The following is a 24,158-nucleotide window of genomic DNA, read 5'->3' on the forward strand; positions in this document are numbered from 1 at the left end:
AGGACCTGTAATAATGGACGTGAGATGGGACGCTACCGACGGGCGATGGGCGGGCAGTCTTCTGAGAAACCACGTCTATCGCCAGTTTCGATCCGGTCATCGGAGAGGTTGCGCTGGCTCTAGCCCACGGCCACGGGGCCGGAAAGGGGCGCGAACCACGCAGGCACGGATCGATGGGGATGGAGCGAACCCCGCGCCCGCTCGCTCGTTGTCGCGGCTTGAGGGCCTTGCGGGCCCGACCGTCTCAGCGTCCGGAGAACAGCGCATGGATATCGCCGTCGAAACCGTCACCGACATCGTGTTCCGACTGCGGGCCATCGAGGTGAAGGAGGGCAACACCGATCCGGATTCGGGCTCGAACCCGATCGATGACGGATCCACGGATGTCCTGATCTCCGGCACGGACGATGCCACGGAAGAGGAAGTCCGTGGCATGATCGCCGGGCTCGACGACGATGCCCGGGCTGAGTTGCTGGCGCTGCTCTATATCGGCCGCGGTGACATGGAGCCCGAGGAGTGGGGCGAGGCGGTGCGGTTCGCCCGGGAGCGTGAGGCGGCCGGCGACGGCGCCGTCAAGGAACTGCTGGGTGCGCCCGATGCCGGTGATCTGCTGGAGGAGGGCCTGGACGCGCTGGGGCTGAGCCCCGAGCTGCCTCAGGCTTGATCGACGCCATGGCGTCCCGCGTGACCACCCGCGTGCGCAGGGGCGCCGGCAAGGCGCTGCGAGTCCTCGTCCGGCCGGTCCGCCGGGCGCAGGGTCACGGCGGCAAGGGCCGCGGCGGGCTCGTAGTCGAGCCCTATCGCGGCTACGGCTCGCGGGAGGCGATCTTCCTGATCGGGCGGGTCTTTCGCCAATCCCCCGGCATCCCGGGGGAGGATCCGGAATCCCTGCGGGCGCAGTGGCGCGATTTGCGGCGTCGCATCGCCCGGCGGACGGTCGCGGGGGCGGCGGTCTCCGCCCGGTTCGGCGGGGATGCGGTCCGGGTCGAGACCGACCGGGACGGCTATTTCCGCGTGCATCTGCATCCGCACAGCCCACCGGCGGAGCTTGCCGCGTGGCATCCGGTCGAGCTGGTCCTCGAGAGCGATCCGCCGATCCCGGCCGAGGGCGCGGTGTTCATCCCGCCCGAGAACTGCCGTTGCGTCGTGGTCAGCGACATCGACGACACGGTGATGCGCACCGGCGTCGCCAACAAGCTGAAGATGCTCTGGCGGCTCTTCGTGGAGGATGCCGAGAGCCGGGTCGCCTTCCCGGGCGTCGCTGCTCTGTACCGGGCCCTGCACGCCGGCGCCGGCGGCGCGGACGGCAACCCGATGCTCTACGTCTCCCGCGCGCCCTGGGGCCTCTACGAGATGCTGTCGGAGTTCTTCCAGCGGCACGGAATCCCGGCGGGGCCGGTGCTGTTCCTGCGGGAATGGGGCCTCTCCTGGACGCACCCGCTGCCGCGCCGGGCCACCGACCACAAGCAGGCGCTGATCCGGCACATGCTCGATCTCTACCGCGACCTGCCCTTCGTGCTGATCGGCGACAGCGGCCAGCACGATCCGGAGGTCTACGCGCAGATCGTCGAGGAGAATCCCGGGCGGGTGCTGGCGGTCTACATCCGCAACGTGTCCCGCAATGCCGCCCGGACCGAAGAGATCGTGCGTTTGGCCGGCGCCGTCGCGCGGGCGGGGTCGAGCCTCGTGCTGGCCGCCGACAGCGTCGCCATGGCCGAGCACGCGGCCGCGATTGGCCTGATCGCCCCCGAGGCCGTGGCCGGCGTCGCCGACGAGCACGCCGCTTCCGCCGAAACGGGGCCGCGGCGTGAGACTGCCCGGATCACGCCGGATCCCGCCGGCACCGCGGCCGAAGCCCCGATCGCGCGGGAGGCGATCGCCGAGGCGCTGGCCGGCGGCGACAGCGTGCCGGCGACCCTGGTGGTCGAGCCGGAGTCTCCGGCCACGCTCCCGCGCCTCGACGCTTGAACTGCGCTCGCGAACGTCGGTCGGGCCCCTGGTCGAGTTTGATGATCCCCCGATGGCCACGCTCTTCGACACCCATCTCCGCGGCTGACGGCTGGTCCTCACGATATGGTGCAATGCAGCATCGCGATTGGGAGGGTTCACATCCCGATCACGATGACTAGGTTCCGGCGCTCGCATGCTGGTCCTGCCCCTGGAATCCGCTGGAGCCCAACCGTGCAAACCTACACCCTCGCGATCGCCGACGGCGTCCTGTTCGCCTGCCTGCCTGACGAGGCCGACATCTCGGCCGCGATCACCGACGCGACCGCCACCAATTATGGTTTCGGCCTCAGCCTCGATATCGTCCGCGGGGCGACCCTGACCGATGCGGCTGGGCCCGAGGACGAGGTCGTGTGGCAGGAGAGCCCCGACAGCGAATTGCTGGACGCGCAGGGCCGGCGCTATCGCTACGCGGTTCGACGCCCCTGCTGATGATGGATTCGCATCAGGTCTGACGCAGGGGCGCGGACCGGTGCTACGCTCCGCCGATGGGGGCGGAAACGATCAGCGCGGGGTGGAGAGGGGGCCTCGCCCGCTTCTTCATCCTCTACGGCACGCTCTACGGGGCCTATGGTGTCCTCTCGCCGATCCTGCCGGGTTTTCTGGCGGCCCGCGGCCTGAGTGTCGAGGAAATCGGGCTGCTCCTCGCCGCGGCGGGCGGCCTGCGCCTCGTCGTCGGCCCGCTCGCCGGATCCTGGGCCGACCGGCGGCAGGCCGCGCGCACGATCCTGGCGGCGAGTCTCGCCATGGCAGGCCTCGCCGTCCTGGCCCACCTGCCCGGCGCCGGGTTCGCGCAGCTGATCGGGCCGGGCCTCCTCTACGCGGCGGGGACGGCCGCCCCCGCCCCACTTGCCGACGCGCTGGCGCTGGCGGCCGCGCGCGGCGGCGCGGCTTTCCAGTACGGCTGGGTCCGCGGTGCTGGCTCGGCGGCCTTCATCGCCGCCACCGTGGCGGCGGGCTGGCTGATCGCGGCGGCGGGCCTCGCTGCCGCCCTCTGGGCAAGCGGCATCCTGTTCCTTGCCGCATCTGCCGCTTCCCTCGCCCTGCCGGCCGGCCGGACTGCATCCGTCGCCGCCGAACCGCCCTGGCGCGGCTTCGCCGATCTCGTGGCGCTGCCGCGCTTTCGCCGAACGGTGCTGGCCGCCGCCCTGGTGATCGGCGCCCACGCCATGCATGACGGGTTCGCCATGATCCTGTGGCGCTCCGCCGGGATCTCGGCCGGGACCGCCGGCTTGCTCTGGTCGGTCTCGGTGGCCGCCGAGATCTTCGTTTTCCTGCTCGTCGGGCCGCCCCTTCTGGCGCGGATCGGGCTCCCGGCCGGCATCGCGGTGGCGGCCTGCGCGGGGGCGCTCCGCTGGGCGGTGCTCGGCGCCACCGTCTGGGTGCCGGTCCTCGCTGCCGTCGAGGCGCTGCACGGGTTGAGCTTCGCGCTCCTGCACCTCGCCTGCCTCGGCCTGATCGAGGAGACCACGCCGCCGGAGCGGCGCGCCACCGCGCTCGCTCTTTACGGGACGCTCGGCCTCGGCCTGTCCGGCGTGCTGGCGACGTTGGCCTCCGGCTGGCTCTACGGCGCCTTTGGGGCGAAAGCCTTCTGGGCGATGGCGGCCCTGAGCCTCGCGGCCCTGCCGCTGGTGCCCGGCCTGCGGACGCGCTGAACCTGTGGTACGGACCCGGAACGGAGCCGCCGAAACGCCCTGATGCCCTCTGTCGCCGAGATCCTGATCCCGCTCGCCCTCGACACGCCCTACAGTTACGTGGTGCCGGCCGGGCTTGAACTTGCCAACGGCGACGTGGTTCAGGTGCCGCTGGGTCCGCGTGAGATCGTCGGCGTCGTCTGGGGGCTCACCGAGACCGCGGGCGGCTCGAACCTGCGGCCGGTGACAGGCCGCCTGCCCTACCCGCCCCTGTCGGAGCCGCTGCGCAGCCTCGTCGACTGGATCGCCCGCTACACGTTGGCGCCCAAGGGCTCGGCTTTGTCCATGGTGCTGCGCCTGCCCGACGAGGCCAACGCCGCCGAGACCATTCGGGTCGCGGTCCGCATCACCGACAAGCCCCCGTCCCGTCCGACCGCCGCCCGCACCAAGGTCCTGGCAGTCGCTGCCGATGGCGCGCTGCGCGGCAAGAGCGCGCTCGCCAAGGAGGCGGGGGTCTCCGTCTCGGTCATCGACGGCCTGATCGACGACGGTGTCCTGGAGACCGTGGCGGTGGAACCCGAGCCGGTCGCCCCGCGGCCCGATCCCGATTTCCCGCGCACGCCGCTCTCCCCCGCACAGGGCGAGGCGGTCGACGAACTCCTGAAAGGCTTCCCTTGGCACCAGCCTCCCGGCGACACCGAGGCGCCCGCCGACCTGCGGCCGGTCCTGCTGGAGGGCGTCACCGGATCGGGCAAGACCGAGGTCTATTTCGAGGCGGTGGCGGCCTGCATCCGGGCGGGTCTCCAGGCGCTGATCCTGATGCCCGAAATCGCGCTCACCGCGCAGTTCCTCGACCGGTTCGCGGCGCGCTTCGGGGTCCGGCCGGCGGCGTGGCATTCCGGGATCGGCGGCAAGAGGCGGGAGCGGCTGCGGGCCGCGGTCGCCGAGGGCGAGGCTTTGGTGGTAGTCGGCGCCCGCTCCGCCCTGTTCCTGCCCTTCGCGCGGCTCGGCCTGATCGTGGTCGATGAGGAGCACGAGACCGCCTACAAGCAGGAGGACGGCGTCCATTACCACGCCCGCGACATGGCGGTGGTGCGCGGGCGCCTCGAAGGCTGCCCGGTGGTGCTGACCTCGGCGACGCCGGCCATCGAGACGCGGGTGAACGCCGCGCGCGATCGCTACCGGCACGTGCTGCTGCCCGAGCGCTTCGGCGGCCGGAAGATGCCCGACATCGCGGCGATCGACATGCGCCGGGACCAGCCCGAGCGCGGCCGCTTCCTCAGCCCGCCGCTGGTCAACGCGGTGAAGCACACGCTGGAGCGCGGTGAGCAGGCGCTGCTGTTCCTCAACCGGCGGGGCTACGCGCCGCTGACCCTCTGCCGGGCCTGCGGCCACCGCTACCAGTGCAAGAACTGCTCGACCTGGCTCGTGGAGCACCGCTTCCGCCGGGCCCTCGTCTGCCACCAATGCGGCTACGCCGAACGCCGGCCGGAGGCCTGCACCGAGTGCGGCACCTTCGATAACCTCACCGCCTGCGGCCCCGGGGTGGAGCGGATCGCCGAGGAGGCGGCCGAGGTCTTTCCGGGCCGGCGCATCGTCGTGCTGTCGAGCGATTTTCCCGGGGGCGCCGAGCGCCTGCGGCAGGAACTCGACGCGGTGGCGGCCGGCGAGTGCGACGTCGTGATCGGCACGCAGCTCGTGGCCAAGGGCCACAACTTCCCCTTCCTGACGCTGGTCGGCGTGCTCGACGCCGATATCGGCCTGACCTCGGGCGACCCCCGGGCGGCGGAGCGCACCTTCCAGCTGCTTCAGCAGGTCACCGGCCGGGCCGGGCGCGGCGAGAAGCCGGGGCGGGCGCTGGTCCAGACCTATCAGCCGGACCATCCGGTGATCGCCGCATTGTTATCGGGGGACGCCGAGCGGTTCTACGCGGAGGAGATCCAGGCCCGGGAGGCGGCAGGCCTGCCGCCCTTCGGCCGGCTCGCGGCGCTGATCGTGTCGGCGAGCGACCGCGCCGTTGCCGAGGCGCACGGGCAGGCGCTCGCCCGCGCGGCCGATCCGCCCGAGGGCGTGATGGTGCTGGGTCCCGCCGAGGCGCCACTCGCCCTGGTGCGGGGGCGCTACCGCTTCCGGCTGCTGGTGAAGACCGAGCGCAACGTCGATCTCCAGGGCTATCTGCGCGCCTGGCTCGCCCGGGGGCCGAAGGTGCGCGGCAATGTCCGGGTCGCGATCGATGTCGACCCGCAGAGCTTTTTGTAGGAGACTCGTCTACACGGGCCGCGGACCCTGGCCGGAGACCGGTCTTGGGGCGCGGGCGAGTCCCGGAGGAGCGATCAGTGCTGACCTACACCAAGACGCCGGATTCGAATGTCGCCGAGATCGTGGTCGACGGGAAGATCACCGACGAGGAGATGAACGCGGCGATGACCGCCATGAAGGCCGACCTCGACAAGGGCGGCAAGATCAAGCTGCTGGAGGATATCCGCGCCTTCGAGGGTATGGAGCCGGCGGCCTTCTTCAAGGACCCGCGCTTCGGCATCTCGATGATGAAGAGCATCAGCCACGTCGCCCTCGTCACCGACGCGCCCTGGCTGAAGGCGCTCGCCGAGACCTTCAACTTCGTCTCGCCGACCCAGATCAAGGTGTTCGAGCGCGCCCGCCTCGAAGACGCGCGCAACTGGCTCGCCGCTGCGGCCTGAGCGGACTTACTCGGCCTGCGCGGTGCGGGTGTCGCTGCGCCGCGCGGTCCAATGGCCGGAGCAGAGCGACGAAACCTTCCAGGTGCCCGCGCCGGTTCCGGCCTGAAGCCGGCCCGTTCCGGTGCCGCTCGCCGTCCCGTTGCTGACGCTCAAGCCTACGAGGCCGTCGGCGCCGACATGCCCGTTCACCCGGACGCCGGCGCTGCCGGACACGAGCTGCACCTGCCCCTCCCGGATGGCGAGGGCGTAGCTGTAACGGGCGTTGCACAGGCCACTCTCGGTCACCAGTTCCACCGACCACGTGCCGTTATGCGTGCCGGGTTCCGCGGATGCGGCGGGACAGATCGGCAGGGACAGGCTGGCGGCGAGGGCCGCGAGGGCGACGGGCTTGAGCATGCAGGGTCGTCTTTCAGCGATGCGGGTGCCGCACAGGGCGACACGCAGAATCGTCGATCGAGGATGACTCGACGCTGAACGCGCGGCTCGGCAAGATTATGGCCGGTGGCGATCTCCGGCGAGATCAGATCTTATAGCCAGATCGGACCCGATCGTCGACCCACGACGATCTGATGCTTGACCGTATCCTGCAGGAGCGCTGGGCGTTGCTTGGTCTCAAGCGGCTGGTCGGATCTGAAAGTTGAGGAACGGCTTTTCCCCTCCCCCTTGTGGGGAGGGGTTAGGGGTGGGACAGGATCGAGCGTCCTGGTGCCTTCTGCACCACCCCCACCTTCAACTCCTCCCCACAAGGGGGAGGAGAGAAGCCAGCGGCAACCGACAAGGGCAAATCACAGCGGCCCCTCAGGAGACGCGGCAGGCGCTATTCATCTCCCCCCAGACCCCCGGCGGCCTCAATCCACCAGCGGCCGCGCTTCCTCGGGCAGCATGATCGGGATGCCGTCGCGGATCGGGTAGGCGAGCTTGGCCGAGCGGCTGATCAGCTCCTGGCGGGCGGAATCGTATTCCAGCGTGCCCTTGGTCAGCGGGCAGACCAGGATCTCCAGGAGCTTCGGGTCGACGCGGGTCGCCTCGACGGGGGCTGTCAGCTCGTTGCTCATCGTGCCTGAAACCTACTGCATCGTCGATTCGGGGCCTGCGCCGCGAACCAGTTCCATCTGGGTGACCGCGATCAGGATCTCCGCCCGGGTCTTCAGGTCGGGGGCCTCCAGCATCGCCTGCTTCTCACGGACGCCGAACGGGCTCATCATGCAGAGGGCGTTGACCAGCGCCTCATCCGGCGCCTCGTCGATCCCCGCCCAATCCACCTTGAGGTCGTTCGACTCCACGAAGTCGCGCAGCGCTTTGAGTACGCCCGCGCGGTCGACATGCTCCTCGCCCGCGCGGGGCGCGAAGTCCACCGCGAAGGCGTCGTAGGAGACGTGGCAGCGCCGGTACAGACTGGCCGAGGCCAATTCGCTCTCGACCCGGAACCGGCTGATCCCGGTGAGCGAGATCAGGTAACGGCCGTCGCCGGTCTCGGCGTATTGCGTGATCCGGCCGGCGCAGCCGACGCGGTAGAGCTTCGGGTTCGCGGCGCCCGCGCCCTCCGGATCCGGCTGGATCATCCCGATGACCCGGTCGGTGCGCATCGCATCGTCGATCATCGCCAGATAGCGCGGCTCGAAGATGTTGAGCGGCATCTGCCCCCGCGGCAGCAGCAGCGCACCCGATAGGGGAAAGACCGGGATCACGGCAGGGCAATCGGCCGGCCCCTTGTAGCTCGCATGGGTGCTCATGGCGCCTCCCAGAGGGGCGGACGGGTAGGCCGGAGCGCGCCCCGGCGCCTCACGAGAACAGAAGCGCCGAGAGCTTGCGTCGCCCGCGGATCGTGTCCGGATCCATCACGCCCCAGGCCTCGAAGAATTGCAGGAGCTGCTTGCGCGCTCCGTCGTCGTTCCAGTCCTTGTCGCGCCTGCGCAGCTCGATCAGATGATCGACAGCCTGCCCGCGCTCGCCGTGGGCGGCCAGCGCCAGGGCAAGGTCGAACCGGGCCTGGTGGGCGTCCGGATCGGCCTCGACCGCCCGCTGAAGGCCGGCGAGATCGCCGAGCGAGGCGGCCTGCTCGGCAAGCTCCAGGGCGGCGCGGATGCCAGCCAGCGCCGGGTCATTGGCCTTTGCCTCCGGAACCATAGCCAGCACACGCTTGGCGTTCTCGACCTCGCCGGCATCGAGCTGCATCTTGGCGAGGCCGGCCAGGGCCGGGACGTTGTCGGGCTGCTGCTCCAGGATCGCCGCGTAGATCTCGGAGGCGCCCGCGAGGTCGCCCTCCTCGATCAGGGCGGTCGCGTCCGCGAGTGCGGCCTCGATCGGATCCTGGACCGGCCCGGCCACGCGCCCGATCAGCTCCTTGATCTGGCTCTCCGGTACCGCGCCCATGAAGCCGTCGACCGGCTGTCCCTTCTGGAAGACGATTACCGCGGGAATCGACTGGATGCCGAGCTGGCCCGCGATCGACGGATGCTCGTCGATGTTCATCTTCACCAGGGCGACCGCGCCCGCAGCCTCCTTGACGACCTTCTCCAGGACCGGCGTGAGCTGCTTGCAGGGGCCGCACCAGGGCGCCCAGAAGTCGACCAGAACGGGCCGATGCATCGACTCAGCGAGCACATCCTGACGGAAGCTCGCGGTGGTCGTGTCCTTGATCAGGGAGCCGGTGTCGATGGCCGGCGGCGTGCCTCCGGCAAGGGTGTCGTTGAGCATCGGTCTGGCTTCGGAACCTTTTTGCTGGAGCCGCTTAAATGGGGCTTCCGAGGCCGTCTGACCAGTCCGGACTCGCCGCTCTCCTCAGCGGGCCGGCGTGGCGGCCGGAGCGCCCGCAGCAGCTTTGGTGGCGGTCACGAAGGTTCCCGCGAAGGCGCGCCCGTCGGCCGCGCTCGCCTCGCAGGTGATCGCCGTGCGCCCCGGTTCCGGTGTGGAGAACCGGCAGGCGCCGATCGCCAGGGTCGGGGCGGCGTCCTTGCCGATGCTCACGACGTTGATCGGCTGGAGCGGGTCGGTCTCCTCGGTCGCCTCCTGCTGGGCGCCGTTGCCGCTGAAGCTGATAACCTGGCCGTCCGTCGTCGTGAAATCGAAGCTGGTGCGGTTGCGGCTGACGGCGTTGGTCAGGACCTTGCTGCAGGACGCGCTCAGATCCTGCGTGCCGATCACGAGCTTCTCGCAGGTCCCTTCGAGCCGCAGCGCCGCCTGGGCACGCGCGGAGGTGGGCAGGCTGACGAGGGCGCAGAACAGGGCAAGGCGCAGACGAGTCGTCATGGCGTTTGGGGCATCCTCCGGTTGCAGGCCGAATTAGGCCTCGCAGGGCGGACGTCGAGGGCCACCGCTCCATGGACGCAGGTCAGGCCGCCGGACGACCACGCCAGGTTCGGCTAGGCTGCAAAGCGCAGGGCCCGGTCGTTGGGCGCGGAGAAATCGAGCTCCGGCCCGAGGGGCACGATCCCGGTCGGATTGATGGTCGGGTGGCTCTCGTAATAGTGCCGCTTGATGTGCGTGAGATTGACGGTCGGCGCGACGCCCGGGAGCGCGTAGAGGTCGCGCAGGTAGTTCGACAGGTTGGGGTAATCCGCGATCCGGCGCTTGTTGCACTTGAAGTGGCCGACATAGACCGCGTCGAACCGCACCAGCGTGGTGAACAGGCGGATATCCGCCTCGGTCAGCTGGTCGCCGCAGAGGTAGCGGCCGCGGTCGAGGCGCGCCTCCAGGGCGTCGAGTTCCGCGAACAGGGCCTCGAAGGCGTCCGCATAGGCCGCCTGCGCGGTGGCGAAGCCCGCCTTGTACACGCCGTTGTTCACCCGGTCGTAGATCCGGGCGTTCAGGGCGTCGATCTCGGCGCGCAGATCCTCGGGATAGAGGTCGGGGCCAGCGCCGCCGAAGGCGCCGTTGAGCATCCGCAGGATCTCGGCGGATTCGTTCGACACGATGGTGGCGCGCTGCTGGTCCCAGAGCACCGGGACCGTCACGCGGCCGGTATAGGTCGGCTCCGCCGCCAGATAGACCTCGTACAGGCGTCGGGCGCCGTGGATCGGATCGGGCGTCGCGCCCGGGGTGTCGCCGAACACCCAGCCCTCTGCGCCCATATGCGGATCGACCACCGAGACGCCGATCGCATCCTCCAGCCCCTTCAGGGCGCGGCCGATCAGGGTGCGGTGGGCCCAGGGGCAGGCCAGCGAGACGTAGAGGTGGTAGCGGCCCGGCTCCGCGGGAAAGCCGCCCTCCCCTGAAGGTCCCGGCGACCCATCGGCCGTGACCCAGTTGCGGAAACTCGAGGCCTTCCGCTCGAAGCGGCCGCCCGTGGAGGCGGTGTCGTACCACTGGTCGCGCCAGACGCCGTCTACCAGGAGGCCCATCGTCGTATCCCGTTCCCGCGCGATCTCACGCACAGATGGGTCTGACAGCGTTCGCGGGAAGACGCCGGGTGTACCGCGTCGGCCGCACGATCCGTTCCCGCGCGCCCGCGATTTCCGCGCAAGGCAGGCTTGCGCGTGCCCTTCTGTTGCGGTGCAGCGAAATCCGGCATGCCTCCTTCACCCAGTTGCGGCCGGATCGGCCGTGTGACGTGTGTATGGAGGTGGAGTGATGACGTTCGCGCTGGTGCCCGTCGCCGAGGCGGCCCTGTTCACGTTCGGATGCTTGGTGATCCACGCTCTGAGACGCCACGCGGACGTGGTCACGGCGACGCTGGCCTGCCTCGCCACCCTGCTGGTCCTCATGATCGGGATCGCCTGCGCGCCGGAATCCTTCGCCAAGTACCAGTCGGCCGGCATCAATGATTTCGCCCGCCTCGATACGGCGATCTACTGATCGGCAGCGGCCTGCGGTTTCAGGCCGTCCCGCCGGATCTGCGCGAGGCGCCCGCCCGTCCCGCGCTGGCCCGCGACCGCGACATCGAAATCGTCCTTCGGCAGGCGCGCCAGGAACCGCTCGGCCACCTCGAACAGCAGGATGTCGGGGCGCACGCGCTCGACATAGTCCCAGTCGAGGCCTGACGACCAGACGAAGTGGACCTCGCAAAAGCTCTCGGCGAGGAGCCCGGTCAGCATGAACGGGTCGAAATGCGCGCAGGAATCGCCGAACAGGACGAGCCGGCGCGGATCGGCCGCCGGCGCGTCGTTTCGGTAGACGACATGCGCGCCGACATGCACCTCCCGGTCGCGCCCCTCCGCCTCGTAGGCGGCGAGCAGCGGGCCGGTCTCGACCCGGCGTGCGTCGCGCTGCAACATAAATCGCTCGATGCGCTCCCGCGGCCGTTCCCGGAGCTTCTCGCCGAGATCCATCAGCTCGTCCGAGACGATCTTCGGGCGCGCGCCGATATCGGCCGGCGGGATGGCGCCGAGTACGCGCATGATCTCGCGATAGGCCAGCAGGCACCCATGCACGGTCCAGTGGGTGTCGGTGCGCAGGTAGAGCGGCACCGGACCGTTCCGCGCAGCCCGCAGCGGGGCGAGCAGATCGAGATAGGCGGGATGGCGGGCGAGAAGCCGGGCGAGGCGGCGGGTTGAGGCCCTGGCCGGGTCGTAGCGCAGGCCGTCGGTCCTGTCGTCGTAGACCGACAGCTTCTCGGGCACGATCACGTGGAGGCAGCGGATGCCGAGGCGCTCCGCGCGCCGGGCGCGGGCCCGGATCAGCCGCGCCCAGCTCCGCAGCAGCAGCCAGTGCCGCAGGCCGCCCCGGTAACGGTCCAGGACGCGGTTGGTGCCCCCGGTGAGAAACAACCAGCCGTCACGGCCGACATGAACGCTCTCCCTGCCTGCAGACATGGCGGTGCTTTAGCCGCACCGTGGCCGGGCGACTAGGCCGGACCCGCTGCGGGCAGCCGTGCGTTCGACAGGGATGTCGTCCGCCCCTGCCCTGGCCCTCGAAAATCCTGTTGAAGCATCGCGCCCGTCCCGCCTGTGGCGCCCGCGCCGGGTGCTGGTGACACCGGCGGCGCTGGAACACGCCCATGGCCGGGCGATGCTGGCGCGCGCCGAATCGCTGGGCTTGGCCGTCGAGCGCCTGTCGGCCAACCGCCTGCCGAGCCCGCGCGAGCCGGACCCGCGCCGCGCCTACACGGCCGCCAAGGCGACCCTCGCGCTGACGGTGGCACCGCCGACGAAGCTGCGGCTCCAGCCGATCCCGCCCTCGGCCGACTGGCGCTTCGACCTCGCCGAGGGCTGCCCGGCTCATTGCCAGTACTGCTACCTCGCGGGCTCGTTGCAGGGGCCGCCGGTGACCCGGGCCTACGCCAATCTCGACGCGATCCTGGGCAATCTCGACGCCTATGTGGGGCGCGGCGCGGTGACCTCGACCTCGGCCGAGCGGGCGCAGGAGGGGACCACGTTCGAGGCCTCCTGCTACACCGATCCGCTCGGCATCGAGCACCTGACCGGCTCGCTCTCGGCGGCGATCCGGCATTTCGGGGCCTGGGACGCGCCGGTGCAGCTGCGCTTCACTACGAAGTTCGCCGCCGTGGCGCCGCTCCTCGACCTGCCGCACAACCGGCGCACCCGGATCCGGTTCTCGGTCAACGCCCGGCCGGCAGCCCGCTACGAGGGCGGTACCGACACCCTCGACGCGCGGCTCTCGGCGCTCGGCCAAATGGCGCGGGCGGGCTATCCCGTCGGGCTGACGATCGCGCCGATCCTGCCGGTGCCGGATTGGGAGGCGGCCTATGCCGGGCTGATCCGCGACGCCGCCGACGCGCTCGCCGGCGCGCCCGACCTCGACCTCACCGCGGAACTCATCACCCACCGCTTCACCCCCGGCTCCAAGACGGTACTGCGCGGCTGGTATCCAGGCTCGGACCTGCCCCTCGACGAGGCCGAGCGCGTGGAGAAGCGCACCAAGTTCGGCTCGGTGAAGCACGTCTTCCCGAAGCCGCTGATGCAGGCGATGCGCCAGCATCTCACTGCCTGCCTGGCCCGCGACCTGCCGGCAGCGCGCGTCCTGTACTGGACCTGAGGCTTGCGGGCGCCATCTCGGCGGGATGCAAGATGCAGCCCCCCTGATCCTGACGCTGGCCTTCGACGAGCCGACCTTCGCGCGCTTCGACGGCGAACGGCGCCGGTATTTTCCGGACACGCTGAACTTCATCCCGGCCCACGCGACCCTGTTCCACCATCTGCCGGGCGATCGGGAACGCGGCGTCATCGAAGCGGTGACGACGCTGGCCCGGACCCTGCCGCCCCCGGAGGTCGCCGTAACGGGCGTCCGCTTCACCGGCCGCGGCGTCGCCTACGCCCTTGAATCGGAGACCATTGCGGGCTTCCGCAGCCGCCTCGCGAAGACGTTCGAACCGCATCTCACCGCGCAGGATCGGCAAGGCTGGCGCCCGCACGTGACGGTGCAGAACAAGGTCGATCCCGCGACGGCGCGGGCGCTGCACGCCGATCTCCAGGCGGGCTTCGTGCCGTTCCGCTTCACGGCCCCGGCGACGCTGCTCTGGCGGTATCTCGGGGGGCCGTGGGAGGCGGTCGCGCGGCTGTCCTTTGGAGAGAATGCGTGATGGTGGCCGCACAGCTCCATGCTGGTCACATATCCGCAGTGGTCACACGCGCTGGCTGCGAAGCGCGACAGGCCCCCTCTCCCATGCGGGAGAGGGTGGGGGTGAGGGACGAGAACGCTCCGGATCGGGCACGCGATCAATGCGACGACAAGGCACGCTCCTTTCGGACAGTTCTCATCCCTCACCCTGTCCCTCTCCCGCACGGGAGAGGGAACTCGCGTGCCATCTTGAAGCCGCCGAGCCGAGACCCTGCTACCAATCCGGCCGCCTTCAGCCCGGGGGGCGCCCCGTGAAGGTCCCCGGCACCCTGCGGCACAACCGCCTGATCGAGCCCGCCACGGCTGTCTGGCTGCGGCTGCGCCTCAATGAGGTCGGCCCCCTTGTGGCGCTCCTCGGCCTCAGCATTCTGGGCTACGGATTCTTCTACCTCGCCCACGAGGTCGGCGAGGGCTCGACTGCGGCCCTCGACCGCCGGATCCTGCTGGCGCTGCGCAACCCCGCCGATCTCTCCGACCCGATCGGGCCACCCTGGCTCGAGGAGACGATGCGCGACATCACCGGCCTCGGCAGCGTCTTCACGGTGCTGTTCCTGACCTGCGCGGTGGCGGCCTATCTGGCGGCCTCCGGCCGGCGGCGGATCGGCCTCTACGTGCTCGCCGCGGTCGGCAGCGGCGAACTCGTCTCGACGGTGCTGAAGCTGTTCTACCACCGGCCGCGGCCGGACCTCGTCCCGCACGGCATGGAGGTGTTCACCGCGAGCTTCCCCAGCGGCCACGCCACCATGTCGGCCATCGCCTACCTGACGCTGGCGATCCTGGTGGCACGGGTGGAGCGGAACCGGCCCGCGAAGGCCCTCCTGATCGGACTCGGCGTAACGTTGACGCTGCTGGTCGGGATGAGCCGGATCTATCTCGGCGTCCACTGGCCAAGCGACGTTCTGGCTGGCTGGTGCATCGGCGCCGCCTGGGCCTGCCTGTGCTGGTTCGTCGCCCTCCAGCTTCAGCGCCGGGGCGAGGTCGAGGCTCCGGATCCGCCGCCCCCGGCGTGATGACACGGCTGCGCGGTTCCGGAAACAGCCCGGTGCTTGGCGGCGTTGATGGGACGGACGGCCCCTCCCCCGGCTCCGTCCCTTCGATCAGCGACACGGCGAGGCCCATGGCGGACGACGACACACGGCTCTCTCGACGCACTCTCCTCGCCGCCGGCAGTGCCCTGGCGGGCGCGGCGATGGGAGGCAACGGCGCGCAGGCGGCCCCGCCGGCCCCCTCGGTTCCGGCTGATACCGGCGCGGTCCAGGGCGGAAAGGTGATGTTCCCGAACTGGCGCGGGTCGGGCGACCGTCCCCCGGCTCCGACCCCCGCCCCGCAGCCCCCCGGCCAGCGTGTCGGCTACTGCGTCATCGGCCTCGGGCGGCTCAGCCTCGACGAGATTCTTCCCGCCTTCGGTGAGACCAAGCGCTCACGGCTCGCTGCGGTGATGTCGGGCTCCCCCGACAAGGCCAAGCTCGTGGCCCGCCAGTACGGCCTGCCGGACGACGCAGTCTACGGCTACGACGAATGGGATCGGCTCAAGGCCAATCCGGATGTCCACGCGGTCTACGTGGTGACGCCGAACGGCGTGCATCGCGACAACGTCCTGGCGGCCGCTTCCGCCGGCAAGCAGGTGCTCTGCGAGAAGCCGATGGCGGTCTCCTCGCAGGAATGCCGCGACATGATCGCGGCCTGCGCCAAGGCCAACGTCAAGCTGATGATCGCCTATCGCTGCCAGTACGAGCCGCACAACCGCGCGGTGATCCGGCTCGCCCGCACCGGCGAGTTCGGCAAGCCGAAGCTGATCCAGGCCTTCAACGGCCAGACCACCGGCCTGCCGGAGCAGTGGCGCCTGCGCAAGGCGCTGTCGGGGGGCGGCTCCCTGCCAGATATCGGCCTCTACTGCCTCAACACGACCCGCGCCGTGCTCGGCGAGGAGCCAGACCAGATCCAGGCGCAGATCCATTCGCCGCCCGACGATCCGAGATACCGGGAGGTCGAGGAGACGGTGAGTTTCACCATGCGCTTCCCCTCGGGGGTGATCGCACAGTGCCAGTCGAGCTACGGCGTTTACGAGGCGCGCAGCCTGACGTTGCACACCAGCAACGCGTCGATCGATCTGCAGAACGCCTTCGCCTATGAGGGCCAGCGGCTGTTCGTCGGCCACCGCGACGGCAAGAACGCCGCCCGGGACGAGAAGATCCTCAGCCGGAAGAACCAGTTCGCCCTGGAGATGGACCACTTCTCCCGGTGCATCCAGGAGAACCTGCGCCCGCACACCCCCGGCGAGGAGGGGTTGCAGGATCAGGTGCTGATGGAGGCGATCTACGAGGCCGCGCGAACCGGGGCGCCGGTGAAGGTCGGGCCGCCGCAGGGCGCCGGAACCGGGCTCGACGTCACGCGGGGGCCGGAGCCGGAGGAAGCGGGCTGAGGGACCGCCATGCGGCGCGAGGCGCGGTTTGAATCACCGTCAGTTTGTCATGAGGTGACGCTACAGCTCAGCGCTTTCATGCACCTACGAGTGTGACCGGCGCGTGGACAGACCTGCTTTACTGCGTGAACTGGCCGAGCGGATCGAACGTCAGCATCTTGGCCGGCCGCTTCGGGTGGCTGTCGATGGGCGAACTGCCTCCGGTAAGACGACCCTGGCCGACGAACTCTCGGCTCTGCTCGCGAAGCGAGACCGGAGCGTGATCCGAACCTCGGTCGACGGCTTCCACCGCCCGCGGGTGGTGCGTTACGCCCGGGGGCGGCATTCCGCCGAGGGGTACTACCACGATGCGCGCGACCTACCCGCCATCGTCGCCCTCCTCCTGGCCCCGCTTGGGCCAGGAGGAAATCGACGCTACCGCACGGCATCCTTTGACCTAGACGCCGATCTGCCCCTTGCACAGGAACCGAGATTGGCCGTCGCGAATGCTATTCTGATCGTAGACGGCACCTTCTTGCAGCGACCCGAATTACGGGACCACTGGGATGTGGCTCTCTTCGTGCGCGCCTCGGCTGAGACGGCGGAAGCGCACGGGCTGAGGCGAGATGCGGCCAAGCTCGGGGGCGAAGCGGCGGCGCGTGATCTGTACGCGCAGCGCTACCGTCCAGCCTATGCGCTGTATGAGCAGATCGCTGAGCCGGAGGCGAATTGCGACGCGATCATCGACAACGACAATCTCGACCAGCCGCAACTTCATATCCGAGCGAAGGGACGTTTGATCTGATCACGTCCGCTTCCCCCTCTGCTTGGACATCTCCACGGCCGAGCCGCTTCGGGTTTGCACCTCAGAACGGCAGCAAAATATCCACGATCTGCTGGCCGTAGCGCGGCTGCTGCACGTCGGTGATCTGGCCGCGGCCGCCATAGGCGATCCGGGCCTGGGCGATCTTGGCCGAGTCGATGGTGTTGTCGGATTCGATGTCCTCCGGCCGGACCACACCGGCCACCACCATCTCGCGGATCTCGAAATTCACCCGGATCTCCTGCTTGCCCTCGACCACGAGGTTGCCGTTGGGCAAAACCTGGGTGACCACCGCGGCGACATTCGTCGTCACGGTCTCGGCCCGCTGGACGGAGCCGGCGCCGTCATTGGCGGTCGCCGAGGTGGCCGAGAGCAATGCCGTGCTGCCGACGCCGAAGGACTTGCCGACCGCATTGTTCTCCAGACCGAGGGCGTTCGGCAGACCAAAGCTCTCGGTGTTGGCGCGGCTCCGCTTGGTCTCGTTGCTGATGTTGGCCTGATCGGTGACGTTGACCTTCACGGTCAGGATGTCGCCGAGCCGGGCCGCGCGCTGGTCCTTGAAGAAGGCGCGCGAGCCGGTGCGCCAGAGCGAGTTCGGCGCGTAGGAGACCGGCTGCACGTCGGGCATCGGCATCCGCACCGGCTTGTAGCCGGGCTGCGTGGTCGGGTCCTCGATCGCCGACAGCGCCGGCGTGGCGCCGACCTGCGAGAGCCGGTCCGCGGTGTTGCAGGCGCCGAGCGCGCCGGCGATCAGCGCGGCGGCGAGCGGCTTCAGGGCGGTGCGAGGGGCCATCGGGATACTCTTGAACACGGGCGAACGGACGATCAGCGCAAGGACGCGGTCGCCTGGAGCGAGGTTGTGGAGGCCTGCTGCTGGGGCGCCGGGCCGGGGCCCACCGAGACTCGGCCGGGGCCGATCACGGTCGCCTGCAGAATCTTCTGAGAGGCCGTGTTGACCACGTTGACGACGGCACCGAGCCGTCCGCCCTGGTTGGCCAGGCCACGCATCGCGAGACTGACGCTCGGCGTCTCGTACACGATGGTCACGCTCTCGCCCCGAAGGACGAGTTCGGGCGGCGCCGTATCGCCGGCTCGAAGCACCGTTCCGGCCGCCAGGGCGTGCTGGGCGACCTCTCCGGCGACGGCGGTGGCGCTCGCCTGCGCATCGGTCGGGACGGCGTCGCGCGGCCGGCGCTCCATGACGAGGTCGCCGTCCTTCACGGCTTCGCCGCGGTCGAGGGACCGGGCGAGGATCGCTACGTCGCGCATCTCGAGGACCACGCCGGAGACCCGCAGCGAGGCCTGCCGCTCACCGATGCTGACCAGACCCGCGACCCGGCGAGAGCGCGGATCGTAGGTGACGTCGAGTGCCGCGGCCTGGCCGGCCAGATCGGCCGGGGCCAGCAGGAGCGGGCCGTCGCCGTCGAACCGGATCGACAGGTTGCCCGCGGCGAGGCCGTAGCCGGTCTCCAGCCCGTGCTTGAGCGCGGCCTCGATCTCCGGCGGGCCGATACGGCGCGCCGCGCGTTGGACGGCGATCTGCATCCGGCCGCCGGTTTCCAGGCCGGTGAGGCCCAGGGCGACAGCGGCGTCGACGATCCTGCGGCTCTGGATCGTCCCGGTCGCCCCGAGGGCCGGCGCGCGGAACAGCGGGCGCCCGGCCAGCGTCGACGGCGCCCCCTCCACGAGATCGGCCAGCGTCAGCACGTCGCCGCGGGCTGTCACGTCGCCGCGCAGGCGCAGGCCGTCCGCCCGCGCCATGGCGGGGATCGCCAGCGCCCCCAGCGCCGCGAAGGCCAGCACCGCCAGCACCGTGCGGAGCACCACCGCCATGCCGAGGGGCGCGGCCCGCGGGCGGTGCCGGCGGACGATCGGGCTGAGGTCGCTCTCGTCGGCCGCGGTGCTGACCAGCGGCAGGACGGAGGCCTCGAAGGCGGAATCGTAGTACGGACCGGCATACATCGTCGAAAACCTGAATCGGCGCGTCAGCTGCGGAACATCTGCGAGGCGGTGGAGAGCATCTGGTCGGCGGCGGTGACGACCTTCGAGTTCATCTCGTAGGCGCGCTGCGCCGCGATCAGCGACGAGATCTCCGTGACGGCGTTGACGTTGGCCTCCTCCAGGTAACTCTGCTGAAGGTTGCCGAAACCCTCGGCCCCCGGCAGGCCGCTGATCGCCGGGCCGGAGGCGGCGGTCTCGACGAACAGGTTGTCGCCGATGGATTCGAGGCCGACCTTGTTGACGAAGCGCGAAAGCTGGAACTGGCCGAGCGCCTGGGGTGCGGTCTGGCCCGGCAGCGTCGCCTGTACGGCGCCGGTGGCGCTGATCGTCACCGAGGTCGCGGTCTGCGGCACGGTGATCGCCGGATCGAGCAGGTAGCCGTCGCGGGTGACGAGCTGGCCCGAGGCCGAGAGGTCGAAGGAGCCGTCCCGGGTGTATCCGGTGCGGCCGTCCGGCATCGTCACCCGGTAGAAGCCCTCGCCGCGGATGGCGACGTCGTAATCCTTCTCGGTCGAGGTGAGCGTGCCCTGCGACATCACCCGGGCGGTCGAGGTCGTCTTCACGCCCGAGCCGATCGCCAGCCCCGCGGGGAGCTGCGTGTTCTGTTCGGAGGTGGAGGAGCCGGCCCGGCGCAGGTTCTGGTAGAGCAGATCCTGGAAATGCACCTGCTGGCGCTTGTAGCCGGTGGTGCGCAGGTTCGCGATGTTGTTGGAGATGACCTGGACGTTCAGCTCCTGGGCCGCCATGCCGGTGGCGGCGGAGTAGAGGGCACGCATCGGTCAAGCCCTCCTTAGGCGACGTTGGCGAGGCGGCTGATCGCCGTGCCCCGCAATTCGTCGAGGCGCGAGATCATGCTGGACACCATGGCGTAGGAGCGGTTCACGTCCATCAGCCGAGTCATCTCGATCACCGGGCGGACGTTGGAGCGCTCCAGCGCCCCGGCCTCGACGCGACCTTCGAGACCGGCCGGGCGGCCCGCCTCCCCCGAGGCGTAGAGGTTGCCGCCCTCGTTGGTGAGCTGCTGCGGGTTGGCGAAGGTGACGAGTTTGATCCGGCCGCGGATGCCGAGATTGGTCGAGACCGTGCCGTCGCTGCCGATGGCGAGGCCGGTCTCCTGCGCGTTAATGGTGATCGGGCCGCCATCGCCCACGACCGGGTAGCCATCGCTGGTCACGAGCGTGCCCTGCGGGTTGATCTCGAAGGCGCCGTTGCGGGTGTAGCGCTCGCCCTGGGGCGACTGCACGGCGATGAAGGCCGATCCCTTGACGGCGATGTTCAGCGGGTTGCCGGTCTGCTCGATCGGGCCCTGGCCGAGGTCGAGGGTCGTGCCTTGGTCGATGACGTAGGAGAGCCGCCGGTCCGGACGGGCGAAGGAATCCGCGCTCGCCACCGGCATCAGGTACTCCTGGAAGCGGCTGCTGCGGGCCTTGAACCCGGTGGTCGACACGTTGGCCATGTTGTTGGCGATCACGTCCAGCTCGCGCTGGAGCGCCATCTGGCTCGACACGCCGACGAAGAGGGCATTCTGCATCGTGGACTCTGGGACTCGTGCGCCGCGGTGGCGGCAACGATCCATTCAGCATGCGCCGTGCCACCGGTGCGGAAACAGAATTCCGTCGCAGTAGGAATGGTTTAGGTGTCGATCCGGTTGTCGTGTCGGCAGGCCCGGGATGCGCCGCGGCAAACCTCGCCCGGCAGGAATTGCCCGCTTAACGCCGCGTTAACCCTGATGCTTCGATATCGGGGTGTACCCGGGCGCGGATACCCGCGAGAGAGCATTATTTCATGGCCAAGAAGCCCGTGAAGGCCTCTGCCGAGGAGGGCGAGGCCGGAGCTGCCGCCGCCCCGAAGGGCAAGAAGAAACTCATGATCATCGTGAGTGCCGCCGCGATCCTCGTTCTGGGTGGCGGGGGCGCCTTCATGATGATGGGGCATGGCGGCGGCCACGGCGACGGCAAGGAGGTCGCCGGGGGCGAACACGGCGGCGGGCATGGCGGCCACGGGGGCGACGGCGCCGGGTCGGAGGGCAAGCAGCCGGTGGTCTTCGTCGAGCTGCGCGAGCTGCTCCTGAACCTCAGCCCCGACCTGCCGCAGGACAAGACCAAATACGCCAAGGTGCGGCTCTCCCTCGAACTGAAGGACGCCAAGGTCGAGGCGGAGGTGAAGCCGCTCATGCCGCGCGTCGAGGACGCGCTGCAGATCTACATGCGCGAGCTGCGCCCCAGCGACCTCACCGGCTCGGTCGGGCTGTTCCGGCTGCGCGAGGAACTTCTGCGCCGCGTCAACATCGCCCTCTATCCGGCCAAGGTCGAGGCGGTCCTGTTCAAGGACGTGATCGTCCAGTGACCCTTCCCCTTCCCGTCACCGTTACGGCGCGCGTCTGATGGATCCCGAGGACGAACTCCCGGAGGACGACTGGTCCGCGGCCCTGCTGGAGCAGGGGGCCGAGGGCGGCGATTCCTCGCTCGCCGAGGAATGGGGTGCGGCGCTCGCCGAGCAGGGCACCACGCGCAACGCGGGCGATGTCGCCGCCGAATGGGCGACGATGATCGAGGACGGGGAGAGCGACAATCTCCCCGAACTCGCCGGCAACGACCGGGTGCTCAACCAGGACGAGATCGACGGCGTCCTGGGTTTCTCCATGCGCGAGCTCTCGGCCTCTGGGGCCGGGGGCGTGCAGGCCATCGTCGATTCGGGCGTCGTCCAGTACGAACGCCTGCCGATGCTGGAGATCGTCTTCGACCGGATGATCCGGTTGCTGTCGACCTCCCTGCGCAACCTGTTCCAGGACAACGTCGAGGTGACCCTCGACAACATCACCTCGGTGCGGTTCGGCGACTACCTGAACGCGATCCCGCTGCCGACTTTGCTCGGCGTGTTCCGGGCCGAGCAATGGGAGAATTCCGGCCTCGTCACGGTCGATTCCAACCTCGCCTACGCGACCTTCGACCTGCTGCTCGGCGGCAAGCGCGGCGGCACGTCGAGCCGCCTCGACGGCCGGCCGTTCACCGCCATCGAGATGACACTGGTGCGCCGCCTCGTCGAGATCGTCTTGGGCGACTTGGAGATGTCGTTCCAGCCGCTCTCCCCCGTGACCTTCGGCATCGATCGGATCGAGACCAACCCGCGCTTCGCCACGATCACGCGGCCGGGCAACGCCGCGATCCTGATCAGCCTGCGCCTCGACGTCGACGGGCGCGGCGGCATGCTGCAGATCCTTTTCCCCTACGCGACGATCGAGCCGATCCGGGAGCTGCTCACCCAGAGCTTCATGGGCGAGAAGCTCGGCCGCGACCATGTCTGGGAGGGCCACCTCGCCACCGAGATCTGGCAGGCCGATGTGACCATGGAGGCGGTGCTGCACGAGATGATGCTGCCGTTGAAGCAGGTCATGAGCCTCAAGGTCGGCGAGACGCTGATGTTCGACGCCAAGCCGTCGGACCTCATCACCGTGCGCTGTGGCGACTGGGCGCTGACGCAGGGGCGGATGGGCCGGGTCGACGGCCACATCGCCGTTCAGGTCACGCGGCCCCTGCGGCGCTCGCGCACCACGATCCAGGCCTACGAGGCCTCGATGAACAACCGTTCGGACAGTTAGGGTCGTTGAGGGTCCCGGCATGAGTCTCTTCGTCACCCTCGCGGCCGACATCCTGGTCGCGGTCCTTCTCGCAGCGACGATCGTCACCTCCCTCCGCCTGTCGCGCCGGATCGGCCAGATGAAGGGCGACGAGGCGGCGCTCCGCCAGACCATCGGCGACCTGATGGTCGCGACCGGGACGGCCGAGCGTGCTATCGGGGGGTTACGCGCGGCGATCGATGAAGCCGACCGCACCCTCAACGCCCGCCTGGAGGCCGCCGGCGCCCGCAGCACCGAATTGACCGAGCAGGTCGCGGCCGGCGAGGCGGTGGTGGCGCGCATCGGTGCCATCGTGGCGCAGATGCGCGCCGTGCCGGCCCGGGTCGAGCCGGCCCATCCGGCGCCCGAGCCGCCGCCGCGCCGACCCGAGCCCATGAGCCCGAACGGAGAGCGCCTCGGGGCCGCCGCCGCGGCGGCGCTGGCCATGAGCGAGCGCGCGCTCGCCCGCGTCCGGGCGCGCGCCGCATGACCGGAGTCAAGGCTCCGAAGATCCCGCCCCCGAAGCTGGATCCCGAGGAGAAGCTGCGACGCGCTGGCTTGGCGCGGCGCAGCTCGCCTCCTAAGCCGGTGCGGCCGATGCGGCTGCGCCTCATCGATGCCGTGGCGCTCGCGGCCGGCGGGCTCCTCGTGCTCAAGCTGCTGAGCCTGCTGCAGGCCGGCTTGCCGGAGAGCGGTGCGCTGCCGGATTTCGGACGGGCGGTCGCCCGGGCCCGCACCGGTTTCGACATCCCCGACCCCGTCACCACGGGATCGGTGGGCGCCAAGGAGGACAAGGCGGCGCCCGCCGAGAAGCTGCCCGAAAAGCCTCCCGAGAAACCCCCGGAGGCGTCGCCAGCCGCGGAAGGGTCGGGCTCGCCGACCGAGCGCCTGCTGCTCGAAAAGCTCGGCGCCCGGCGCGATGCCCTGCGCCAGAAGAACGACGAGCTGGATCTGCGCGAGAAGATGCTCGGTGAGGCCGAGCGGAAGCTCGAGACCGGGCTCGGCGACCTCAAGAAGGCCGAGGACAAGGTCGACGCGGCCGCCAAGGCGAAGGAGGAGGCCGAGAAGCAGGGGCTGAAGAACATCGTCGTGATGTACGAGGCGATGAAGCCCAAGGACGCCGCCCGGGTGTTCGACCGGCTCGGCCACGACGTGCTGGTGCCGATCGTGCTGGCCATGAACCCGCGCAAGATGGCCGAGGTGCTGGCGGTGATGCAGCCCGATGCGGCCGAGCGCCTGACGGTGGCGCTCGCCAACCGCGCCCGCGGCACCGGCGGCGTGCAGGCCCAGGCCGGCGCGGGGCTTCCGGCGAACGAGCTGCCGGCGATCGATCCAGGAGTGCCGGGTCGGTAGCACGGCGCGGTACGCCGACCGCGCCCGCGCTACACCTTTGACGGGTGGTGCCGATCCGTTGGCGCGGTGTAGCATCCGGGGCAAACACACTGGCTGCCGCCGTTCCCGA

The 24,158-nt window shown here is 70.0% G+C and carries 27 protein-coding genes; 16 read left to right on the forward strand and 11 right to left on the reverse strand.

Annotated features, from left to right (window positions below):
• The first annotated feature begins 265 nt into the window (after positions 1-265).
• The 6 genes from BLQ49_RS20610 to BLQ49_RS20635 all read left to right on the forward strand — a co-directional run bounded on the left by BLQ49_RS20610 (position 266) and on the right by BLQ49_RS20635 (position 6,340).
• Positions 266-664 (forward strand): DUF3775 domain-containing protein, encoded by a 399-nt coding sequence (locus tag BLQ49_RS20610; protein WP_091719122.1) that lies wholly within the window; start codon positions 266-268, stop codon positions 662-664.
• An 8-nt stretch (positions 665-672) separates the two neighbouring features.
• Positions 673-1,968: an App1 family protein phosphatidate phosphatase gene (locus BLQ49_RS20615; protein WP_091719314.1), complete on the forward strand. Its 1,296-nt coding sequence runs from the start codon at positions 673-675 to the stop codon at positions 1,966-1,968.
• 213 nt (positions 1,969-2,181) lie between these two features.
• A complete protein-coding gene (locus BLQ49_RS20620; RefSeq protein WP_091719124.1) occupies positions 2,182-2,439 on the forward strand; it encodes a hypothetical protein in 258 nt (85 codons plus the stop codon).
• Between the two features lie 56 nt (positions 2,440-2,495).
• Positions 2,496-3,662, forward strand: a complete 1,167-nt coding sequence (locus BLQ49_RS20625) for an MFS transporter (RefSeq protein WP_091719125.1) — start codon at positions 2,496-2,498, stop codon at positions 3,660-3,662.
• A gap of 42 nt (positions 3,663-3,704) precedes the next feature.
• Positions 3,705-5,900, forward strand: coding sequence for a primosomal protein N' (locus BLQ49_RS20630; protein ID WP_091719127.1), 2,196 nt, complete (start codon positions 3,705-3,707; stop codon positions 5,898-5,900).
• 77 nt (positions 5,901-5,977) lie between these two features.
• Positions 5,978-6,340, forward strand: a complete 363-nt coding sequence (locus tag BLQ49_RS20635; protein ID WP_091719129.1) for a SpoIIAA family protein — start codon at positions 5,978-5,980, stop codon at positions 6,338-6,340.
• Positions 6,341-6,346: 6 nt separating this feature from the next.
• Here BLQ49_RS20635 and BLQ49_RS20640 read toward each other — a convergent pair whose 3' ends face one another.
• The 6 genes from BLQ49_RS20640 to BLQ49_RS20665 all read right to left on the reverse strand — a co-directional run bounded on the left by BLQ49_RS20640 (position 6,347) and on the right by BLQ49_RS20665 (position 10,680).
• Positions 6,347-6,736: a hypothetical protein gene (locus BLQ49_RS20640; protein ID WP_091719131.1), complete on the reverse strand. Its 390-nt coding sequence runs from the start codon at positions 6,734-6,736 to the stop codon at positions 6,347-6,349.
• 452 nt (positions 6,737-7,188) lie between these two features.
• Positions 7,189-7,395 carry a Trm112 family protein gene (locus BLQ49_RS20645; protein WP_091719133.1) on the reverse strand — a complete coding sequence of 69 codons (207 nt, stop codon included), beginning with the start codon at positions 7,393-7,395 and terminating at the stop codon, positions 7,189-7,191.
• 12 nt (positions 7,396-7,407) lie between these two features.
• On the reverse strand, positions 7,408-8,073 hold the full coding sequence (locus tag BLQ49_RS20650) for an LON peptidase substrate-binding domain-containing protein (RefSeq protein WP_091719135.1): 666 nt from the start codon (positions 8,071-8,073) through the stop codon (positions 7,408-7,410).
• Between the two features lie 49 nt (positions 8,074-8,122).
• The gene (trxA, locus tag BLQ49_RS20655) at positions 8,123-9,037 is read right to left on the reverse strand and encodes a thioredoxin (protein WP_091719137.1); all 915 of its coding nucleotides are present in this window, start codon (positions 9,035-9,037) and stop codon (positions 8,123-8,125) included.
• An 84-nt stretch (positions 9,038-9,121) separates the two neighbouring features.
• Positions 9,122-9,589: a hypothetical protein gene (locus tag BLQ49_RS20660; protein ID WP_091719139.1), complete on the reverse strand. Its 468-nt coding sequence runs from the start codon at positions 9,587-9,589 to the stop codon at positions 9,122-9,124.
• A gap of 113 nt (positions 9,590-9,702) precedes the next feature.
• Positions 9,703-10,680 carry a glutathione S-transferase family protein gene (locus BLQ49_RS20665; RefSeq protein WP_091719141.1) on the reverse strand — a complete coding sequence of 326 codons (978 nt, stop codon included), beginning with the start codon at positions 10,678-10,680 and terminating at the stop codon, positions 9,703-9,705.
• A gap of 229 nt (positions 10,681-10,909) precedes the next feature.
• Between BLQ49_RS20665 and BLQ49_RS20670 the strand changes: the two genes are divergently transcribed.
• Entirely contained in the window at positions 10,910-11,134 is a 225-nt protein-coding gene (locus BLQ49_RS20670) for a hypothetical protein (protein ID WP_091719142.1), read from the forward strand.
• On the opposite strand, the gene BLQ49_RS20675 is transcribed toward BLQ49_RS20670, so the two are convergent.
• Positions 11,128-12,090, reverse strand: coding sequence for an alginate O-acetyltransferase AlgX-related protein (locus tag BLQ49_RS20675; protein ID WP_091719144.1), 963 nt, complete (start codon positions 12,088-12,090; stop codon positions 11,128-11,130). The genes BLQ49_RS20670 and BLQ49_RS20675 overlap by 7 nt on opposite strands.
• A 73-nt stretch (positions 12,091-12,163) precedes the next feature.
• On the opposite strand from BLQ49_RS20675, the gene BLQ49_RS20680 reads away from it, so the two are divergent.
• The 5 genes from BLQ49_RS20680 to BLQ49_RS20700 all read left to right on the forward strand — a co-directional run bounded on the left by BLQ49_RS20680 (position 12,164) and on the right by BLQ49_RS20700 (position 17,061).
• The gene (locus BLQ49_RS20680) at positions 12,164-13,273 is read left to right on the forward strand and encodes an SPL family radical SAM protein (protein ID WP_091719146.1); all 1,110 of its coding nucleotides are present in this window, start codon (positions 12,164-12,166) and stop codon (positions 13,271-13,273) included.
• Positions 13,274-13,298: 25 nt separating this feature from the next.
• Positions 13,299-13,817 (forward strand): 2'-5' RNA ligase family protein, encoded by a 519-nt coding sequence (locus BLQ49_RS20685; protein ID WP_091719148.1) that lies wholly within the window; start codon positions 13,299-13,301, stop codon positions 13,815-13,817.
• 289 nt (positions 13,818-14,106) lie between these two features.
• On the forward strand, positions 14,107-14,865 hold the full coding sequence (locus tag BLQ49_RS20690) for a phosphatase PAP2 family protein (RefSeq protein WP_091719150.1): 759 nt from the start codon (positions 14,107-14,109) through the stop codon (positions 14,863-14,865).
• 107 nt (positions 14,866-14,972) lie between these two features.
• The gene (locus BLQ49_RS20695; protein WP_091719152.1) at positions 14,973-16,277 is read left to right on the forward strand and encodes a Gfo/Idh/MocA family protein; all 1,305 of its coding nucleotides are present in this window, start codon (positions 14,973-14,975) and stop codon (positions 16,275-16,277) included.
• A gap of 103 nt (positions 16,278-16,380) precedes the next feature.
• Positions 16,381-17,061 (forward strand): nucleoside/nucleotide kinase family protein, encoded by a 681-nt coding sequence (locus BLQ49_RS20700; RefSeq protein WP_167627751.1) that lies wholly within the window; start codon positions 16,381-16,383, stop codon positions 17,059-17,061.
• A gap of 61 nt (positions 17,062-17,122) precedes the next feature.
• Here the strand turns inward: BLQ49_RS20700 and flgH are convergent, their stop codons facing one another.
• The 4 genes from flgH to flgF are packed head-to-tail and all read right to left on the reverse strand — an operon-like array spanning position 17,123 to position 20,611.
• Positions 17,123-17,872: a flagellar basal body L-ring protein FlgH gene (gene flgH / locus BLQ49_RS20705; RefSeq protein WP_091719154.1), complete on the reverse strand. Its 750-nt coding sequence runs from the start codon at positions 17,870-17,872 to the stop codon at positions 17,123-17,125.
• A gap of 32 nt (positions 17,873-17,904) precedes the next feature.
• Positions 17,905-19,041: a flagellar basal body P-ring formation chaperone FlgA gene (flgA, locus tag BLQ49_RS20710; RefSeq protein ID WP_091719156.1), complete on the reverse strand. Its 1,137-nt coding sequence runs from the start codon at positions 19,039-19,041 to the stop codon at positions 17,905-17,907.
• Positions 19,042-19,064: 23 nt separating this feature from the next.
• Positions 19,065-19,856 carry a flagellar basal-body rod protein FlgG gene (flgG, locus tag BLQ49_RS20715; protein ID WP_091719158.1) on the reverse strand — a complete coding sequence of 264 codons (792 nt, stop codon included), beginning with the start codon at positions 19,854-19,856 and terminating at the stop codon, positions 19,065-19,067.
• Between the two features lie 14 nt (positions 19,857-19,870).
• Positions 19,871-20,611 carry a flagellar basal-body rod protein FlgF gene (flgF, locus tag BLQ49_RS20720; RefSeq protein WP_091719160.1) on the reverse strand — a complete coding sequence of 247 codons (741 nt, stop codon included), beginning with the start codon at positions 20,609-20,611 and terminating at the stop codon, positions 19,871-19,873.
• A 254-nt stretch (positions 20,612-20,865) separates the two neighbouring features.
• Here flgF and fliL point away from each other — a divergent pair, with 254 nt between their 5' ends.
• The 4 genes from fliL to BLQ49_RS20740 are packed head-to-tail and all read left to right on the forward strand — an operon-like array spanning position 20,866 to position 24,049.
• Entirely contained in the window at positions 20,866-21,426 is a 561-nt protein-coding gene (gene fliL / locus BLQ49_RS20725; RefSeq protein ID WP_091719163.1) for a flagellar basal body-associated protein FliL, read from the forward strand.
• Positions 21,427-21,460: 34 nt separating this feature from the next.
• On the forward strand, positions 21,461-22,678 hold the full coding sequence (gene fliM / locus BLQ49_RS20730) for a flagellar motor switch protein FliM (RefSeq protein WP_091719166.1): 1,218 nt from the start codon (positions 21,461-21,463) through the stop codon (positions 22,676-22,678).
• A gap of 19 nt (positions 22,679-22,697) precedes the next feature.
• Positions 22,698-23,186, forward strand: a complete 489-nt coding sequence (locus BLQ49_RS20735; RefSeq protein ID WP_091719168.1) for a DUF6468 domain-containing protein — start codon at positions 22,698-22,700, stop codon at positions 23,184-23,186.
• The gene (locus BLQ49_RS20740) at positions 23,183-24,049 is read left to right on the forward strand and encodes a MotE family protein (protein WP_208859088.1); all 867 of its coding nucleotides are present in this window, start codon (positions 23,183-23,185) and stop codon (positions 24,047-24,049) included. The genes BLQ49_RS20735 and BLQ49_RS20740 overlap by 4 nt, the downstream gene beginning before the upstream one ends.
• The last annotated feature ends 109 nt before the right edge of the window (positions 24,050-24,158 follow it).

The sequence above is a fragment of the Methylobacterium phyllostachyos genome (assembly GCF_900103445.1).
Classification (GTDB): Bacteria; Pseudomonadota; Alphaproteobacteria; order Rhizobiales; family Beijerinckiaceae; genus Methylobacterium; species Methylobacterium phyllostachyos.